Genomic DNA, 16,769 nt, shown 5'->3' on the forward strand with positions numbered 1-16,769 from the left:
CACCTCCGATGGCCCGAGCCCTACCGAGGAGCCCGCAATGTCACCCACTGTTGTGGCCGTCATCCCCGCCCGCGGCGGATCCAAGGGCGTGCCCGCCAAGAACCTCGCCGCCGTCGGGGGCGTGCCCCTGGTGGCCCGTGCGGTCCGTGAGTGCCGCGCCGCCCGCCTGGTCACCGACGTCGTCGTGTCCACCGACGACGCCGGGATCGCGGCCGCCGCCCGTGGCGCCGGAGCCGTCGTCGTACGCCGCCCCGGCGACATCGCGGGCGACACCGCCACCAGCGAGGCCGCCGTCCTGCACGCCATGGACGCCTACGAGGCCGAGCAGGGCACCACCGTCGACGCGGTGCTGCTGGTCCAGTGCACCAGCCCGTTCATAGTCCGCGAGGACATCGACTCGGTGGCCGCCGCGGTCGTCGAGGACGGCGCGGACAGCGCGCTGACCGTCGCCCCCTTCCACGGCTTCGTCTGGCGCGACGCCGAAAATGCGGTGGCCGGCGACGCCGCCACCACGGACGGCGGCCACGGCGTCAACCACGACAAGTCCTTCCGGCCGCGCCGCCAGGACCGCCCCCAGGACCTGCTGGAGACCGGCGCCGCCTACGCCATGGACGCGGCCGGCTTCCGCACCAGCGGCCACCGCTTCTTCGGCCGCACCGAACTCGTCCGCACCGACCCCGCCCGGGTGCTGGAGATCGACGATCCGCACGACCTGGCCCGCGCCCGCGCGCTGGCCCCGCTGCTGGACGCCCCGCGCCCCGGCGCCCTGCCCACCCGTGACGACATCGACGCCGTCGTCCTCGACTTCGACGGCACCCAGACCGACGACCGGGTGCTGATCGACTCCGACGGACGGGAGATCGTCGCGGTCCACCGCGGCGACGGCCTCGGCATCGCCGCGCTGCGCAAGGCGGAGCTGAAGCTGCTGATCCTGTCCACCGAGACCAACCCGGTCGTCGCCGCACGGGCCCGCAAGCTGAAGGTGCCCGTCCTGCACGGCATCGACCGCAAGGACCTCGCCCTCAAGCAGTGGTGCGAAGAGGCCGGCATCGCGCCCGAGCGCGTGCTCTACGTCGGCAACGACGTCAACGACCTGCCGTGCTTCGACCTCGTCGGCTGGCCCGTGGCGGTCGCCGGCGCACACGACGTGGTGCGCGGCGCGGCCCGCGCCGTCACCGCGACGCCCGGCGGCAGCGGCGCCATCCGCGAGATCGCCGCCTGGCTCCTGGGCCCGTCCCTGTAGCTCCCACCCGCCCAGCCCCGCCCAGCCCCGCCCACCCCAGACCCCACCCCCGCACACCTGATCAACACGAAGGAATCTCCCCATGAGCGACAACTCCCGCCTCCGCACCCTCGGCAACCGCGAGGCCGGCCCCGGCCGCCCCGTCTACGTCACCGGTGAGATCGGCATCAACCACAACGGCGACCTGGAGAACGCCTTCGCGCTGATCGACGCCGCCGCCGACGCCGGCTGCGACGCGGTGAAGTTCCAGAAGCGCACCCCGGAGATCTGCACCCCGCGCGACCAGTGGGACATCGAGCGCGACACCCCCTGGGGCCGGATGACCTACATCGACTACCGCCACCGCGTGGAGTTCGACGAGGACGGCTACCGCGCCATCGACGAGTACTGCAAGAAGCGCGGCATCGCGTGGTTCGCCTCCCCGTGGGACGTCGAGTCCGTCGCCTTCCTGGAGAAGTTCGACGTGCCCTGCTACAAGGTCGCCTCCGCCTCGCTCACCGACGACGAGCTGCTGCGCGCCATGCGCGCCACCGGCCGCACCGTCATCCTCTCGACGGGCATGTCCACCCCCAAGCAGATCCGGCACGCCGTCGAGGTCCTGGGCAGCGACAACATCCTGCTCTGCCACGCCACCAGCACCTACCCGGCCAAGGCCGAGGAGCTCAACCTGCGCATGATCAACACCCTGCAGGACGAGTACCCCAACGTCCCGATCGGCTACAGCGGCCACGAGACCGGCCTGCAGACCACCCTCGCCGCGGTCGCCCTCGGCGCCACCTTCATCGAGCGCCACATCACCCTCGACCGCGCCATGTGGGGCTCCGACCAGGCCGCCTCCGTCGAGCCCGGCGGCCTGTCCCGCCTGGTCCGCGACATCCGCACCATCGAGGAGTCCCTCGGTGACGGCGTCAAGAAGGTCTACGAGAGCGAGCTCGGCCCGATGAAGAAGCTGCGCCGCGTCACCGGTGTGGTCGCCGAGGCCGAGGCCGCCGAGCCGGCCGCCGTCTGAGCCCCACCGACGAACCGACGGGAGCCAAGGTGAGCTCACCTGAAGGGGCCCGCGCCGTGCCCGTCACGCCCGGCGCCGAGGTCCCGCCCCCGGAGACGGCGGATACTCCCGCCCGTCGTCTCCGGGGGGTCCCGCGCCAGCGCCACCGGACCGCCGGCGACGGCAAGGGCCCGGCCGCCCGGGGCAGGGGCACCCTCGCCTTCGTCGAGAGCCCGGTGCAGCTGCTGAACGTCCTGGAATGGGCGCACACGGCACAGGCCACCGCGCTCACCGTCGTCGTGCTCTCCCCGCACGACCCGATGACCCGCGGCCAGCTGCGCCGGATGGCCGAACTCGCCCGCGACGAAGGCCATGCGGTGCGCTGGGAAGAGGCCCGGGGCGGCCCCACCGCCCCGGTGCGCACCATCGGCGGGCTCACCCCGATGCTGCGCCGCGCCGGGCGCATCGTCATCGGCGACCCGTTCTCCCGCTACGTCCAACTGCTGCTCACCCTCACCAGGGCGCGCGATCTGGTCGTCGTCGACGACGGCACCGCCACCATGGAGTTCATCTCCCAACTCGCCCGCGGCGAACGGCTGGTGCGCTGGCACCGCAACGGCAGCGGGCGCGGCGCCCGGGACCTGGCCTTCGCGCCGTTCTCGGCCACCGCCCGGCGCCGGCTCACCCCCGCGCCCGAGGGCGGCCGGCGCACCGTCGGCCTGTTCAGCTCCATGCCCGTCGAGGTACCGCCCGGCGTCGAGGTCACCGCCAACGACTTCGCCTGGACCCGCGGCCGCTTCGGCCCGCCCCGGCTCACCCGCGCCGCCGACATCGTCGGCACCTCGCTGGTGGAGACCGGCGTCGTGGACGCCGACCGCTATCTGGCCGCGGTCGGCGCCCTGGCCCGTACGCACGGCGCCACCCGCTACTTCGCGCACCGCAAGGAGAGCACCGAAAAGCTGCGCCGGCTGTCCGCCGAAACCGGCCTGGAGGTCGTCCGCCCGGACCTGCCGCTGGAGCTGATCGCCCGGCGCGGCCCCATCGGAGGGCTGATCGTCAGCTTCCCCTCCACCGTCGTGCACACCCTGCCGCTCGCCCTGCTCGGCACCGAGGTCAAGGTCGCGGTCTGCGATATCGATCCCGAGTGGCTGACCGCCCACGCCTCACCGCGCGCCCAGGGTTTCCTCGACGGGGTCACCGGCACCGCCCGGGACGTCCAGCGGCTGCCCTTCACCCAGCAGATGGCCGCCGGCTGAGGACCGGCCGACGTCCGGCTGGGCGGACGCCGGCACCGCGCAGGAAGCCCTACTGCATACCCTTCGCATAAACCGTCCATGCGCCGAGCGGCCTAGATTTTCTTCCCCTAACGGGCTGAACTTTTGTTGATCGAGGGACAGTTGCCCCGCCCGGGCCCGTAACCTGCCCAGGTGAACCATGTGATGTCCCGCGATGCCGGCTCCGCCCGTACCCCCGCCGGGGACCAGCTCCCCGGCACGCTCCCCGACGCGCTGCGCGCCGAACTCAGCCTGTTCCGGCGCGACTTGCACAGGCACCCCGAGCTCGGCAACCAGGAGCTCCGGACCACCGCGGCGATCAAGGAGCGGCTGGAGCGGGCCGGGTTGCGCCCCCGGGTGCTGGCCACCGGCACGGGCCTGATGTGTGACATCGGCACCCCGGACGCCACGGCCGACGGGCAGGCCGTCGCCGCGGACCCCGCCCGCCCCCTGCTGGCCCTGCGCGCGGACATCGACGCGCTGCCCATCCCCGACACCAAGGACGTCGACTACGCCTCGACGATCTCCGGCCGGGCGCACGCCTGCGGCCACGACGTCCACACCACCGTCGTCCTCGGCGCCGGCCTGGTTCTCGCCGAACTCGCCCGCACCGGCGCCCTGCCGCGCCCGGTCCGGCTGATCTTCCAGCCCGCCGAGGAGGTGCTGCCCGGCGGAGCCTCCGACGCGATCGAGTCCGGCGTCCTGGAAGGCGTCGGCCGGATCCTCGCCGTCCACTGCGACCCGCGCGTCGACGCCGGCCGGATCGGACTGCGGGTGGGAGCGATCACCTCCGCCTGCGACCGTCTGGAGGTCGGACTCGACGGCCCCGGCGGCCACACCGCCCGCCCGCATCTGACCACCGACATGGTCACCGCCGCCTCCCGGGTCGCCCTCGACGTCCCGGCGCTGCTCTCCCGCCGGGTCGACGCCCGCGCCGGCCTCGCGGTCACCTGGGGCCGCCTGGCCTCCGGTCACGCCTGCAACGTGATCCCGCAGCACGCCGAGCTCTCCGGCACCGTCCGCTGCCTCGACCTCGACGCCTGGCGGCAGGCCCCGGACCTGGTCCATGCGGCGATCGACGAGGTCGCCACGCTGCACGGCGCGAAGTCGCAGATCACCTACGTCCGCGGGGTGCCGCCGGTGGTCAACGAGCCGGCCACCGTCCAGCTGCTGCACTCCGCGATGGCCGCCCGCCGCGGCGAGGGCGCCATCGAGGACACCGAGCAGTCCCTCGGCGGCGAGGACTTCTCCTGGTACCTCGAACACGTCCCCGGCGCCATGGCCCGCCTCGGCGTCCACCCACCCGCCGAGACGACCCGCCGCGACCTGCACCGCGGCGATTTCGACGTCGACGAACGGGCGATCACGGTGGGTGTGGAGCTCTTCACCGCCGCCGCGTTGCTCGACGGTGACCAGGCGTAACCTCGCCGAACCCTGCTCGTCAGCTCCCGTTCGCGACGATCCGATAACGGCTTCCAGCACCCCCTTTATCTGACATCTACGCGCGTTACGATGCCGCGGAATCAGCGCCAACGGAGGCGCTACGAGTCGAAGGGGCCCCTCGTGCGCCGGGTATCCAAGATCGTTGCCGCGGGCATCGCCACCGCGGCCCTCACCTGTTCGTTGACCGCCTGTGGCGAGTCGTCCACCGAGTCCGGAGGCCAGAACAAGGGCGTCGGCCTCGCTTTCGACGTCGGCGGCCGGGACGACCACTCGTTCAACGAAGCCGCTGCCCGCGGTGTGGACAAGGCGGAGAAGGACTTCGGCGTCAAGTCCAAGATGATGACCGCCAAGAACGGCGAGACCGAGGCGGACCGCGAGCAGCGGCTGTCCTCCCTCGCCGAGGCCGGCTTCAACCCCGTCATCGGCGTCGGCTTCAACTACGGCAAGTCCGTCAACAAGGTCGCCAAGGACTTCCCGAAGACCACGTTCGGCGTAGTCGACTCGCCCGCCGAGGCCAAGAACGTCTACGGCATGGTCTTCGCCGAGAACGAGGCCTCCTACCTCGCCGGTGTCGCCGCCGCGCTGAAGAGCAAGACCCACAAGGTCGGCTTCATCGGTGGCGTGAACAACGCGCTGATCCAGAAGTTCCAGGCGGGCTTCGAGCAGGGCGTCCACGACACCGACTCCAAGGCGAAGGTCACCTCCGAGTACCTCTACGCCAACGACGACAAGGGCTTCAACGACCCGGCCGCCGCCAAGGGCAAGGCCAAGGGCATGCTCGACTCCGGCATCGACGTGATCTACACCGCGGCCGGCCAGTCCGGCAACGGCTCGATCGAGACGGTCGCCGGCAAGAAGGGCACCTGGGCGATCGGCGTCGACTCCGACCAGTACCTCCAGCCCGGTCTGGCGAAGTACAAGAGCTCGATCCTCACCTCGGTGATGAAGAACGTCGACGTGGCGGTCTACGACCTCGTCAAGAGCGTCAAGGACAAGAAGCCGCTGACCGGCACCAAGAGCTACACGCTCAAGGACGACGGCGTGCGCCTGTCCACCTCGGGCGGCTTCATCGACGACATCCAGGGCAAGATCGACGCGGCGAAGAAGAAGATCGCGTCGGGCCAGGTGAAGGTCAAGGAGACCCCCGCCAAGTAGCAGGGCACCGACGGGCCCCGGCGCGGCGGCCACCGAGCCGCCGCGCCAGGCCCGTTCGCCGGAGCGACCCGGCAGCCCTTTCGGCTTTTTCAGGCGCCGACACTACGCGCGTAGCGCGGGAGTTGGCGCGATACCGTCGCCTCCCCGCTCCTCCGTACCACTCCCTGTCCCCCGAGGAGAGTGCGCCATCAAAGCGTCCAGCAGCCCCCAGGCAGGCAGCGCCCCCGCCGCAGCACCCGCGGTGGAACTCCGCGGGATCACCAAGCGGTTCCCGGGCGTCGTCGCCAACCACGACATCGACATCACCATCCACCGCGGCACCGTCCACGCGCTCGTCGGTGAGAACGGCGCGGGCAAGTCCACGCTGATGAAGATCCTCTACGGCATGCAGAAGCCGGACGAGGGCACCATCCGCATCGACGGCGAACAGGTCAGCTTCCACAGCCCGGCCGACGCCATCGCCCGCGGCATCGGCATGGTGCACCAGCACTTCATGCTCGCCGACAACCTCACCGTCCTGGAGAACGTCGTCCTCGGCGGCGAGAAGCTCCACGGCATCAGCGGCAAGGCCCGCGCCGAGATCCTCAAGATCTCCGACCGCTACGGCCTCGGCGTCCGCCCCGACGTCCTCGTCGAGGACCTCGGCGTCGCCGACCGCCAGCGCGTGGAGATCCTCAAGGTCCTCTACCGCGGCGCCCGCACCCTCATCCTCGACGAGCCGACCGCGGTCCTGGTCCCCCAGGAGGTCGACGCGCTCTTCGACAACCTCCGGGAGCTCAAGGCCGAGGGCCTGACCGTCATCTTCATCTCGCACAAGCTGGGCGAGGTGCTCTCGGTCGCCGACGACATCACCGTCATCCGGCGCGGCACCACTGTCGGCTCCGTCGTCCCCGGCGAGACCACGCCCAAGCAGCTCGCCGAGCTGATGGTCGGCAGCGAGCTGCCGTCGCCGCAGACCCGCGAGTCGACGGTCACGGACGTGGAGATGCTGAAGGTCGAAGGACTGCGGCTGACCACCACCGACGCCGAGGGAGTGGCCCGTACCGTCCTGGACGATGTGTCGCTGACCATCCGCAAGGGCGAAGTGCTGGGCATCGCGGGTGTCGAGGGCAACGGCCAGGCCGAACTGGTCGAGGCGCTGATGGGCATGCGCGACCCCGACAGCGGCACCATCGGGCTGGACGGCACCGACATCAGCCACGCGCCGACCCGCACCCGGCGCGAGGACGGCATCGGCTACATCCCCGAGGACCGCCACCGGCACGGCCTGCTGCTGGAGGCCCCGCTGTGGGAGAACCGCATCCTGGGCCACGTCACCGAGAAGCCCAACGCCAAGGGCCGGCTGCTGGACCTCAAGGCCGCCCGCGCCGACACGGAGCGGATCGTCGCCGCGTACGACGTCCGTACCCCCGGCATCGAGGTCACCGCGGCCTCGCTCTCCGGCGGCAACCAGCAGAAGCTGATCGTCGGCCGCGAGATGAGCCACCACCCCAAGCTCTTGATCGCCGCACACCCCACCCGGGGCGTGGACGTCGGCGCCCAGGCGCAGATCTGGGACCAGATCCGCGAGGCGCGCCGGGAAGGGCTGGCCGTGCTGCTGATCTCGGCCGACCTCGACGAGCTGATCGGGCTGTCCGACACCCTGCGGGTCATGTACCGCGGGCGGCTGGTCGCCGACGCGGACCCCGCCACCATCACCCCGGAGGAGTTGGGCTCGGCCATGACCGGCGCCGCAACCGGCCACCTCGAAGCATCTGACAACGGCTCCGCCGCGGGCCCGTCGACGGAGGAAGGTGATTCCGAGTGAAGAAGTTCGCCAGGTTCGACAAGAACAAGGTGATCCTCGGGATCGCCGCCCCCGTCCTCGCCATCGTGGCGGCCCTGCTGATCACCTCGGTGATCATCCTGGCCACCGGCAAGGACCCGCTCCACGCCTACGCCGTGATGGCCGACTTCGGCTCGAAGAGCGACAGCCAGGTCTGGATCATCAACAAGGCGGTCCCGTACTACCTGTCCGCGCTGGCCGTCGCCATCGGCTTCCGGATGAACCTCTTCAACATCGGCGTCGACGGCCAGTACCGCATCGCGGCGTTCTTCGCCGCGGTGGTCGGCGGTGCCCTGACGCTCCCCGGCTTCCTCCAGATTCCGCTGATCATCCTCGTCGCGATGCTGGTCGGCTCGGTCTGGGCGGGCATCGCGGGTCTGCTGAAGACCACCCGCGGCGTCAGCGAAGTGATCACCACGATCATGCTGAACGCCATCGCGGCCGCGGTCATCGGCTACTTCCTCCAGGAAGGCCGCCTCGCCAAGAAGGACGGCAACCTCTTCCACACGCCCAACCTGCCGGCCTCCAGCCACTTCTTCACCATCCCCACCACCCCCAAGCCCCTCGACGGCTTCCTCGTCGTCGCCGTCGTCGCCGGCTTCGTGTACTGGTTCGTCCTCAACCGCACCCGCTTCGGCTTCGACCTGCGGACCGTCGGCCAGTCCGAGCCCGCCGCCGAGGCCGGCGGCGTCCACGTCAAGCGCATGATCGTCACGTCCATGCTGCTGTCCGGCGCCGCGGCCGGCCTGATCGGCATGCCGACGCTGCTCGGCGAGTCGTACAACTACGGCACCGACTTCCCCGTCGGCATCGGCTTCACCGGTATCGCCATCGCGCTGCTCGGCCGTAACCACCCGGTCGGCATGGCCGTCGGCGCGCTGCTGTGGGGCTTCCTCGAACGGACCGGCACCCAGCTCGAATTCGAGGACTACCAGCAGGAGATCGTCGGCGTGATGCAGGGCGTCATCGTGCTCTGCGTCGTCATCGCCTACGAGCTCGTGCGCCGTTACGGCCTCAGACTCCAGCAGCGGCAGGTCGGCGAGCAGCTCGCCGCCCAGGCCCGTAAGACCGAGAAGGCGGAGGTGTCCTCGTGAGTACGAACCTCACTGCACCGGTCGCGGAGAGCACCGGCCACAAGCACAAGACCAAGCCCCCCAGGATGAAGCTCACCTATCCCAAGGTGCTGCTGATCATCGCGGGCGCCCTCATCCTGCTGTCCCTGCTGCGGGTCATCACCGGCGCCAACAACCTGACCGAATCCGGCCAGTACACCGCGGCACTCAACGCCGCCGTGCCGATCGGCCTGGCCGGTCTCGGCGGCCTGTGGGCCGAGCGCTCCGGCGTCATCAACATCGGCCTCGAAGGCATGATGATGCTCGGCGCCTTCTCCGCCGGTGCGGTCGGCTGGGAGCACGGCCCCTGGGCAGCGGCGCTGGCCGGCGTTCTCGGCGGCGCGCTCGGCGGACTGCTGCACGCCCTCGCCACCGTCACCTTCGGTGTCGACCACATCATCTCCGGCGTCGCCATCAACATCATGGCGCTCGGCATGACCCAGTTCCTCGCCAAGCTGTGGTTCGGCGCGGAGGGCAGCGCGGCCGCCGCGGCCGGCGGCAACGACAAGCAGTCGCCACCGATGCCCGACATGCCGACCTTCACCGTCCCCGGCCTGTCCGACTGGCTCTACTCCATCGAGCAGCACCACTGGTTCCTCGTCTCCGACGTGGCCGGCATCTGCGGCTCCCTGGTCAGCAATGTCTCCTGGCTGACGGTGCTGACCGCCGTCCTCTTCGTGCTCACCTTCTTCGTCCTGTGGCGCTCCTCCTTCGGGCTGCGGCTGCGCTCCTGCGGCGAGGGCCCGATCGCGGCCGAATCGCTCGGCGTCAACGTCTACCGCTACAAGTACGCGGCGGTGGTCGTCTCCGGTGCGCTGGCCGGACTCGGCGGTGCCTTCCTCGCGATCTATGTGCACATCTACCAGGACGGCCAGACCGGCGGCCGCGGCTACATCGGCCTCGCCACCATGATCTTCGGCAACTGGCGGCCGGGCGGCGTCGCCATGGGCGCCGGCCTGTTCGGCTTCATGGACGCGCTCCAGCTGCGCGGCGGCGGCCCCACCGTCCATGCGCTGCTGCTCCTGCTCGCCGTCCTGCTCGTCGGCCTCGCGGTGTGGAAGCTGCGCACCGGCTACCGCACCCAGGCCGTCATCAGCCTGGTCTGCGCGGTGCTGCTCGCCGTCTGGTACCTCACCACGACGACCGTCGCTCTGGAGATCGTCAGCGTCGCCCCGTACATCACCACGCTGCTGGTGCTCGCGCTGGCCGCCCAGCGACTGCGGCCCCCGAAGGCCATCGGCAAGATCTACCGAAGGGGCCAGGGCAAGTGACCACCGCTCCCGACTGGGAGTCGCTGCGAGGGCAGGCCCGGGACGCGATGTCCCGGGCCTACGCCCCGTACTCCCGCTACCCCGTCGGCGCCGCCGCCCTCGTGGACGACGGCCGCACCCTCACCGCCTGCAACGTCGAGAACGCCTCGTACGGCCTCTCCCTCTGCGCCGAATGCGGCCTGATCTCCGCCCTGTTCGCGGGCCGGCGCACCAGCGACGGACCTGCCCCCCGGCTGACCGCCTTCACCTGCGTCGACCGCGCGGGAGACCTCCTCGTCCCGTGCGGCCGCTGCCGTCAGCTGCTGTGGGAACACGGCGGCCCCGACCTGCTGATCGACACCGCGGCCGGCATCCGCCCGCTGTCGGAGCTGCTGCCGGATGCGTTCGGGGCGGGGCATTTGAGGGGGTGACGGGGGCGGCGGGCCGGCCAATGCTCGGCAGTTCCGATCGTTGCCGGGGCGGATGCGTATCTGCACTGGCTGGAGACGACCGCGGCACCGTACTGACCTCAGGCCTGCGCCAGTTCCCCCACCGCCACCGTCGCAACAGCCTCACCCGCTGTTCAGTGACGGCTCCGCAATTTCCAGACGCGACGGCCGAAGAGGATGGGGAAGAGGCGCCTCCCGTGTGTCGTCTACCGAGCGGCTGGCATCTCGCCATCCCGCCAGTCGTTCAGGCGTTTTCGGATGCTGGGGACCATCGGGAGCGCGTCGATTTCTCCGGGCTCGAACCATCGGACGTCCGTTGATTCTTCGGACACCGCGAGTTGGCCACTCAGGGGTCTCGCCAGGAAGCAGACGGAGAACTCTTGCCGCACTTCGCCATCGTCGTAGGCGAAGACGTGATGGGGGTTCGTGTAGGTGCCGACGATTCCCGCGATCTCGACCTGGAACCCGGTCTCTTCGCGAGTCTCCCGAATGGCGCACTCCGGCAGTGACTCGCCAATATTCATGGCGCCACCGGGAAGTGCCCACATGCCATTGTCGCGCCGACGCTGAAGCAGGACGCGCCCGCAGTCGTCGACCACGATCGCCGACGCCGCCGGAACCAAGCTGTTCGCGGCGGGAGCATGAGGGTCGTTCTCGTAGTCGCGCCTACCCATTGCCGCCGCTTTCCCACACCGGATTTCCCCTGCCCCATAGTTCTTCCACGTGCGAGGCGAAGCGGTCGAACATGCCGTCGTCCTGGTGGCGCCGTAGATGCAGTGTGGGGGCATCGTGCCCGACACTGTGTGTCAGCAGCGGCGTAACGATCATGTCGTCATCGAAGCGGAACACGGAAAGGTGCGCGTGCCCATCGCTGAATCTCGCATCAATTCCTGGCTGCCTTCTGATCTTCTCCAGCTCGGCGAGTGTCACGCGAATACGCGTCGACAAGGTGAGTGCGACATCTTCATCGCGCTCGCGTGAGCGCGTGAGGTCGCTGTCGGGACTACCGAGAAGAAACCGAACTCGGCACCCATGGGTGGCTTTCCGCTGTAGTGCTGTGCCGAACCGTGCTTGTTCGAGCCACAGAAAGTAGTTGGTGTAACCCGCGAAGGTCAGCTCACGCTCCGCCTTGGTGATCAGAGATCGCCACAGCGAGGCGGGGCAGCCGGACCGGTACGGATAGACGGAAACGACCTCGCGGTCCGGACCAACCTTTATCGCCTTCCTTGCGGCTGTTGGCCACAACACCGCCTCGTCCTCTCCGAGCGCCTCGCAGACGGCCCACCGGTGCCGGGCGTGGGGAACGCGTCCGGTCTCGGTGATCCATCGGCCGACGGTCTTGATGTCGACGCCACACCTCTCGGCTAATTGGCGATCCGTCAGATGCGCCTGCAGCAGAGCGCGGCGTAGTGCTTCGTTCACAAGTACCCCTCAGGACGTTAGGCACGCTTCACGCGGTACGTCGTCTCCGTGTCCAACGGCCGCGGAGCGGAGTAGGAACGCCCGGCCAAGCGCGGAAGCGTGGCGGCGAGAGCACAACCCCCGCGACGCTGCAGGAGTGGCATGCGTCGGGGGCCTGGCCACCAACCCCTGGGAGGTTGACGACATGCCCCACACCATCGCGAGAGCGGTCGCGCCGCTGTGGCAGCTGGTACTGCTCTCGCGAGGACGCCATCGGTCCGCCGGCTCCTTGCCCGTGACGTACGGAGCCGAGGCCGGCCCCCGCTGGATTCACGCTACGAAGGCGGCAGGCTGATGCCCCCAACCGATACCCCGCGGCTACTGCCCTGGCCGAGCGCGGACGGGAGCCCGTGCTTCCTCGTAGGCGACGGGACCGGCTACGTGTCCCGTATCGCCGACGAGATGGAGGCGGCGCAGCTCGACTCCGCCGGTGAACTCATCGAGGAGGCATGCCGCATCCTTGCGGCCCGGACGTGGACTCCCGGAGAAATTCACCTGCTGGCCGTGGAGTTGCTCAGCTCCCTCGTCGATGTGCGCCGGGTGGCGGAGAGCCGGGGCGCGCGCCTGCCCGTGCCGGACGACGACTGGTCCGATGCCGATGAAGGTCCCACTGACCACGACAGCAATGGCGAGGACAGTGGCGAGAACGGCGGGCTGCACCTCCCGGCGGAGGCGTTCGGATGATCCGGGCGCGGTGCGCGGGCAGGCGGTCGCGGCCGCGCGCGAAGGCGGGGGATACCGCGGCGGATGCCGAGTACAAGCCGCTGCAGTTGCGTGTCGCGGCCGCTCGGCCGCGCCTGTCGACAGGAGCCGTGAAAGGCCGCCAAGCCTGTGGTCGTACGGCCTCCGGGCTCGTGGTCGATGTCCTCGAAGCTCGTGGTGGAGAGGTTCTGAACAACGGCCCCCGCAACGGACAATTCGGATTTCCGCAGTCTTACCGGGATTTCGTAGACGGACTGTTGCGTCGCTTCGTTGAATTGCCCGCACCGCCGATCGGGGAATCGGCGTCGAGGAAATTCGCGACAGTGCGATCGGTCATAGGCCGGCGCCGGACAGAAAGAACCCAATGACGAGACCGAGTACGGATATGACACGAGGTGGGCGCACGGAAGGCCGCACCTCCCTGTACCGCGTACTGATCACTTTCGTGGCGATGATCTCCGTCGCGGGCGGCGCCCTCGTGGGGACCGCGGGCCCCGCACAGGCGATGCGGAACAGCGACGGCAAGGTGGAGATACACCAGAAGGACCTGGACACCAGCAGGAAGGTGCCGGGCGTCGTCTATCGCGGGGAACCGATCATCCAGGGATCCACCCGCGATCCGAACGTGGTGTTCCGTGACGGATTCACCTCCAGGGGCACGAACTACGACCTGCCGCGTCACCTGCACGGGGGCACCGAGCACCAGGACTCCGGCTACATCAGCACCAGCGCCGACCCCGACCCGGCTCAGACGTTCGCCCTCCAGCCGACGGGCAACGTGCGCACCAACGAGGACGGCACGAGAACCGATGTCTACGAGGGCTGGGTCTATGACATCCGCGGACAGGGCAACATGATCTACCTTCCGGACCAGATCACCCCGGGCTCCGACCTCGACCATTTCCGCAGCCAGGAGGAATGGGCCGCGATCCGGCACATCAACCCCGAGGACATCATCCAGGCGACCCGCTACCGACAGGAGGTCACGATCGACGCCACCGGGCAGCGACGCCGCGGCGCGATCGAGCAGCGCGGCCACCTGGTGAACCCGAACGCCGACGCGAACGGGAACGGTTACGACCCGGACGGCGACAAGGACGCCAAGTGGAACGCCCAGGTGGAAGTCGGCCTGACCGCGCCCAACTCCCCCCGCAACTTGTGCGCGGGCGCGACCAGCGGAGACAAGAACAGCACGCACGACGAACTGAAGAAGCGGTCGATCGACTGCAAGGAGCTGGAGCCGAAGTAAGGGCCCGGGGCCGGAGCAGGGACGAACCGCACGCGGGAACCCGGGGATGGGCTCTGAGCCCCACGGCTCAGAGCCCATCCCCCGTGTCCTTCCCGCCACTGCTCGCGACAGGCCGCTTCGCCGACCGGATGCAGCACACCGCGCCCAGCGCTGCCGCCAGGGGCCGCCCCCAGGGACGGGCCGCCCGCCGCCCCTGGCCACCCCACCGTCTATGCGTGTAGAACGGACCCACCCGTTCGAAAGGAACCGTCCATGGACGCCATCTCCGTCATCCGCACCAAGCGCGACCGCGGCGAGCTGACCCCCGATCAGATCGACTGGGTCATCGACGCCTACACCCGCGGCGAGGTCGCCCATGAGCAGATGTCGTCCCTGGCCATGGCCATCTTCCTCAACGGCATGAACCGCACGGAGATCGCCCGCTGGACCGCCGCGATGATCGCCTCCGGCGAGCGCATGGACTTCTCCTCCCTGCCCCGCCCCACCGCCGACAAGCACTCCACCGGCGGCGTCGGCGACAAGATCACCCTCCCGCTCGCCCCGCTCGTCGCCGCCTGCGGTGCCGCCGTCCCGCAGCTCTCCGGCCGGGGCCTGGGCCACACCGGCGGCACCCTCGACAAGCTCGAAGCCATCCCCGGCTGGCGCGCGACCCTCTCCAACGACGAGATGCTGAACGTCCTCCGCGACGTCGGCTCGGTCATCTGCGCCGCCGGCGACGGCCTCGCCCCCGCCGACAAGAAGCTCTACGCGCTCCGCGACGTGACCGGCACCGTCGAGTCCATCCCGCTCATCGCCTCCTCGATCATGTCCAAGAAGATCGCCGAGGGCACCGGTTCCCTCGTCCTGGACGTCAAGGTCGGCTCCGGCGCCTTCATGAAGCACCTCGATGACGCCCGCGAACTCGCCTCCACCATGGTCGAGTTGGGCACCGACCACGGCGTGAAGACGGTCGCCCTGCTCACCGACATGGCCACCCCGCTCGGCCGGACCGCCGGCAACGCCCTCGAAGTCCGCGAATCCGTCGAGGTGCTGGCCGGCGGCGGCCCCCAGGACGTCGTCGACCTCACCCTCGCCCTCGCCCGCGAAATGCTCGACGCGGCCGGCCTCAAGGACGCCGACCCGGCCAAGGCACTGGCCGACGGCTCCGCCATGGACCACTGGCGCCGCATGATCGCGGCCCAGGGCGGCGACCCCGACGCGACCCTCCCCGTCGCCCGCGAACACCACGTCGTCACCGCCGCCTCCTCCGGCACCCTGACCACCCTCGACGCCTACGCCGTCGGCCTCGCCGCCTGGCGCCTGGGCGCCGGCCGCGCCCGCAAGGAGGACCCGGTCCAGGCGGGCGCGGGCGTCGAGATGCACGCCAAGCCCGGCGACACCGTCACCGCCGGCCAGCCCCTGCTGACCCTGCACACCGACACCCCCGAGAAGTTCCCCTACGCCCTGGAGGCCCTCGACGGCGGCGTCCTCGTCGGCCCCGAGGACGCGGCCTTCACCGCCACCCCGGTGGTGCGGGAACGTATCGCCTGACCTGGGCCCGCGGCCGGAGGCCGCTGAGGGCGCGGCTCGTACGGGTGAACGGGATCAGCGGGCTGCCGCGGGTCCCGTTCGGCGTGCTGAAGTCGGCGGTACGTCGAAGCCGAGGAGCCCGCCGTGATCGCACTCACCGCCGAGCATTTCCCACAGGAGGGCCGCGTCTGGGATGCCCTCGTCCGGATCTGGGAGGACACCGCGGCCCCTGAGGGCTGCATGGTGGAGATCATTGACGGCGTCATCACCGTGGCGCCGCCGCGCGGCACTCTGCAGAACGTGATCGTCAGTGAACTGCAGCGCCCCCTCTATTCCGTCATGCCGGAGGACTGGGGTGCCTATCAGAGACTCGGCCTCGCCCTTCCCGAGCGCCAGGGAATCTACGTTCCGCACCTTGTCGTGGTGCCCAAAGCGGGACTCAGCGCGACCGGTCACGTCACTCCCACCGCAGCCGCCGAACTCGTCGTCGAGGTCCCCTGGGAGACGAACAGGGGGCACGCACGGACCCCGAAGCGCGCCGGATATGCCTGCGCGGGCGTCCCGCTCTACCTGCTTGTCGACCCGTGGGACCCGGACGGCCCGGCCCTTATCCTCTACGGCGAGCCCGACGGCGATGCGTATCGCACGCGCACTGCCTCGAAGTTCGGTGAGCCGATCCACTTGCCCGAACCGTTCGGCGTGACCATCGGCACGGATGCCTTTCTGCTGCGATGACCACGCGCCGCACATGCAGCGGCCCGTGAGGTCCTGGAGGAGACCGGCTGGCGCCCCGATCCCGTCAAACCGCTGATCTACGCCGAGCCGGCCAATGGCATCACCGACTCCCAGCACTACGTCTTCCGGGCCGACGGGGCGACGTACGAGGGTCCGCCGACCGAGAAGAACGAGTCGGACCGGATCGAGTGGATCCCGCTGGCCGACGTCCGGGGCATGATCGACCGGCGTGAGATCGTCAGCAGCGGCTCCCTCGTCGGGCTGCTCTACGTCCTCATGGACGAAGCGATCCGCTGACCTGGCAGGGTAAGAGTTCCCGCAGCCGGGCCTCGAAAGCCACCGCGGCCGACTCTCGGCGGAAGGGACGTACGGCC

At 70.1% G+C, this 16,769-nt stretch carries 15 protein-coding genes and 1 pseudogene; 14 read left to right on the plus strand and 2 right to left on the minus strand.

The features are described from left to right. Positions 1-37: 37 nt before the first annotated feature. The 9 genes from BKA18_RS22650 to BKA18_RS22690 all read left to right on the plus strand — a co-directional run bounded on the left by BKA18_RS22650 (position 38) and on the right by BKA18_RS22690 (position 10,721). Complete coding sequence (locus BKA18_RS22650) at positions 38-1,243, plus strand: acylneuraminate cytidylyltransferase (RefSeq protein ID WP_040898523.1); 1,206 nt, start codon at positions 38-40, stop codon at positions 1,241-1,243. A gap of 82 nt (positions 1,244-1,325) precedes the next feature. After that, positions 1,326-2,252 carry an N-acetylneuraminate synthase family protein gene (locus BKA18_RS22655; protein ID WP_006603596.1) on the plus strand — a complete coding sequence of 309 codons (927 nt, stop codon included), beginning with the start codon at positions 1,326-1,328 and terminating at the stop codon, positions 2,250-2,252. A 29-nt stretch (positions 2,253-2,281) separates the two neighbouring features. Next, the gene (locus BKA18_RS22660; protein ID WP_429638535.1) at positions 2,282-3,487 is read left to right on the plus strand and encodes a hypothetical protein; all 1,206 of its coding nucleotides are present in this window, start codon (positions 2,282-2,284) and stop codon (positions 3,485-3,487) included. A gap of 183 nt (positions 3,488-3,670) precedes the next feature. Beyond that, positions 3,671-4,927, plus strand: a complete 1,257-nt coding sequence (locus BKA18_RS22665) for an amidohydrolase (protein WP_366044534.1) — start codon at positions 3,671-3,673, stop codon at positions 4,925-4,927. Between the two features lie 141 nt (positions 4,928-5,068). Then, entirely contained in the window at positions 5,069-6,103 is a 1,035-nt protein-coding gene (locus BKA18_RS22670; RefSeq protein WP_006603593.1) for a BMP family lipoprotein, read from the plus strand. A gap of 130 nt (positions 6,104-6,233) precedes the next feature. Next, a complete protein-coding gene (locus BKA18_RS22675) occupies positions 6,234-7,910 on the plus strand; it encodes an ABC transporter ATP-binding protein (protein ID WP_429638765.1) in 1,677 nt (558 codons plus the stop codon). Beyond that, a complete protein-coding gene (locus tag BKA18_RS22680) occupies positions 7,907-9,022 on the plus strand; it encodes an ABC transporter permease (protein WP_366044428.1) in 1,116 nt (371 codons plus the stop codon). The genes BKA18_RS22675 and BKA18_RS22680 overlap by 4 nt, the downstream gene beginning before the upstream one ends. Next, positions 9,019-10,311: an ABC transporter permease gene (locus tag BKA18_RS22685; protein WP_006603590.1), complete on the plus strand. Its 1,293-nt coding sequence runs from the start codon at positions 9,019-9,021 to the stop codon at positions 10,309-10,311. The genes BKA18_RS22680 and BKA18_RS22685 overlap by 4 nt, the downstream gene beginning before the upstream one ends. Continuing rightward, on the plus strand, positions 10,308-10,721 hold the full coding sequence (locus tag BKA18_RS22690; RefSeq protein ID WP_366044427.1) for a cytidine deaminase: 414 nt from the start codon (positions 10,308-10,310) through the stop codon (positions 10,719-10,721). The genes BKA18_RS22685 and BKA18_RS22690 overlap by 4 nt, the downstream gene beginning before the upstream one ends. 224 nt (positions 10,722-10,945) lie before the next feature. Here the strand turns inward: BKA18_RS22690 and BKA18_RS22695 are convergent, their stop codons facing one another. Beyond that, entirely contained in the window at positions 10,946-11,413 is a 468-nt protein-coding gene (locus BKA18_RS22695) for an NUDIX hydrolase (RefSeq protein ID WP_366044426.1), read from the minus strand. Then, a complete protein-coding gene (locus BKA18_RS22700) occupies positions 11,406-12,161 on the minus strand; it encodes a DUF5919 domain-containing protein (protein ID WP_366044425.1) in 756 nt (251 codons plus the stop codon). Before BKA18_RS22700 ends, BKA18_RS22695 begins: the two co-directional genes overlap by 8 nt. Positions 12,162-12,494: 333 nt before the next feature. Between BKA18_RS22700 and BKA18_RS22705 the strand changes: the two genes are divergently transcribed. The 5 genes and pseudogenes from BKA18_RS22705 to BKA18_RS22725 form a co-directional block, all read left to right on the plus strand. After that, complete coding sequence (locus BKA18_RS22705) at positions 12,495-12,884, plus strand: hypothetical protein (protein WP_366044424.1); 390 nt, start codon at positions 12,495-12,497, stop codon at positions 12,882-12,884. A gap of 403 nt (positions 12,885-13,287) precedes the next feature. Then, positions 13,288-14,151: a hypothetical protein gene (locus BKA18_RS22710; protein WP_366044423.1), complete on the plus strand. Its 864-nt coding sequence runs from the start codon at positions 13,288-13,290 to the stop codon at positions 14,149-14,151. Between the two features lie 252 nt (positions 14,152-14,403). Beyond that, entirely contained in the window at positions 14,404-15,681 is a 1,278-nt protein-coding gene (locus tag BKA18_RS22715; RefSeq protein ID WP_366044422.1) for a thymidine phosphorylase, read from the plus strand. Positions 15,682-15,804: 123 nt separating this feature from the next. Further along, a complete protein-coding gene (locus BKA18_RS22720) occupies positions 15,805-16,395 on the plus strand; it encodes a Uma2 family endonuclease (protein WP_366044421.1) in 591 nt (196 codons plus the stop codon). Between the two features lie 9 nt (positions 16,396-16,404). Further along, positions 16,405-16,692, plus strand: a pseudogene (locus BKA18_RS22725) (NUDIX domain-containing protein); the annotation flags it as partial. Positions 16,693-16,769 lie beyond the last annotated feature (77 nt).

It is taken from the genome of Streptomyces auratus, assembly GCF_050433025.1.
Taxonomy (GTDB): domain Bacteria; phylum Actinomycetota; class Actinomycetes; order Streptomycetales; family Streptomycetaceae; genus Streptomyces; species Streptomyces sioyaensis.

Coding starts and splice junctions, on each gene's coding strand:
- BKA18_RS22715 (WP_366044422.1), top strand. CDS start 14,404: ATGGACGCCATCTCCGTCATCCGCACCAAGCGCGACCGCGGCGAGCTG.
- BKA18_RS22665 (WP_366044534.1), top strand. CDS start 3,671: ATGTCCCGCGATGCCGGCTCCGCCCGTACCCCCGCCGGGGACCAGCTC.
- BKA18_RS22695 (WP_366044426.1), bottom strand. CDS start 11,413: ATGGGTAGGCGCGACTACGAGAACGACCCTCATGCTCCCGCCGCGAAC.
- BKA18_RS22710 (WP_366044423.1), top strand. CDS start 13,288: ATGACACGAGGTGGGCGCACGGAAGGCCGCACCTCCCTGTACCGCGTA.
- BKA18_RS22650 (WP_040898523.1), top strand. CDS start 38: ATGTCACCCACTGTTGTGGCCGTCATCCCCGCCCGCGGCGGATCCAAG.
- BKA18_RS22655 (WP_006603596.1), top strand. CDS start 1,326: ATGAGCGACAACTCCCGCCTCCGCACCCTCGGCAACCGCGAGGCCGGC.
- BKA18_RS22705 (WP_366044424.1), top strand. CDS start 12,495: ATGCCCCCAACCGATACCCCGCGGCTACTGCCCTGGCCGAGCGCGGAC.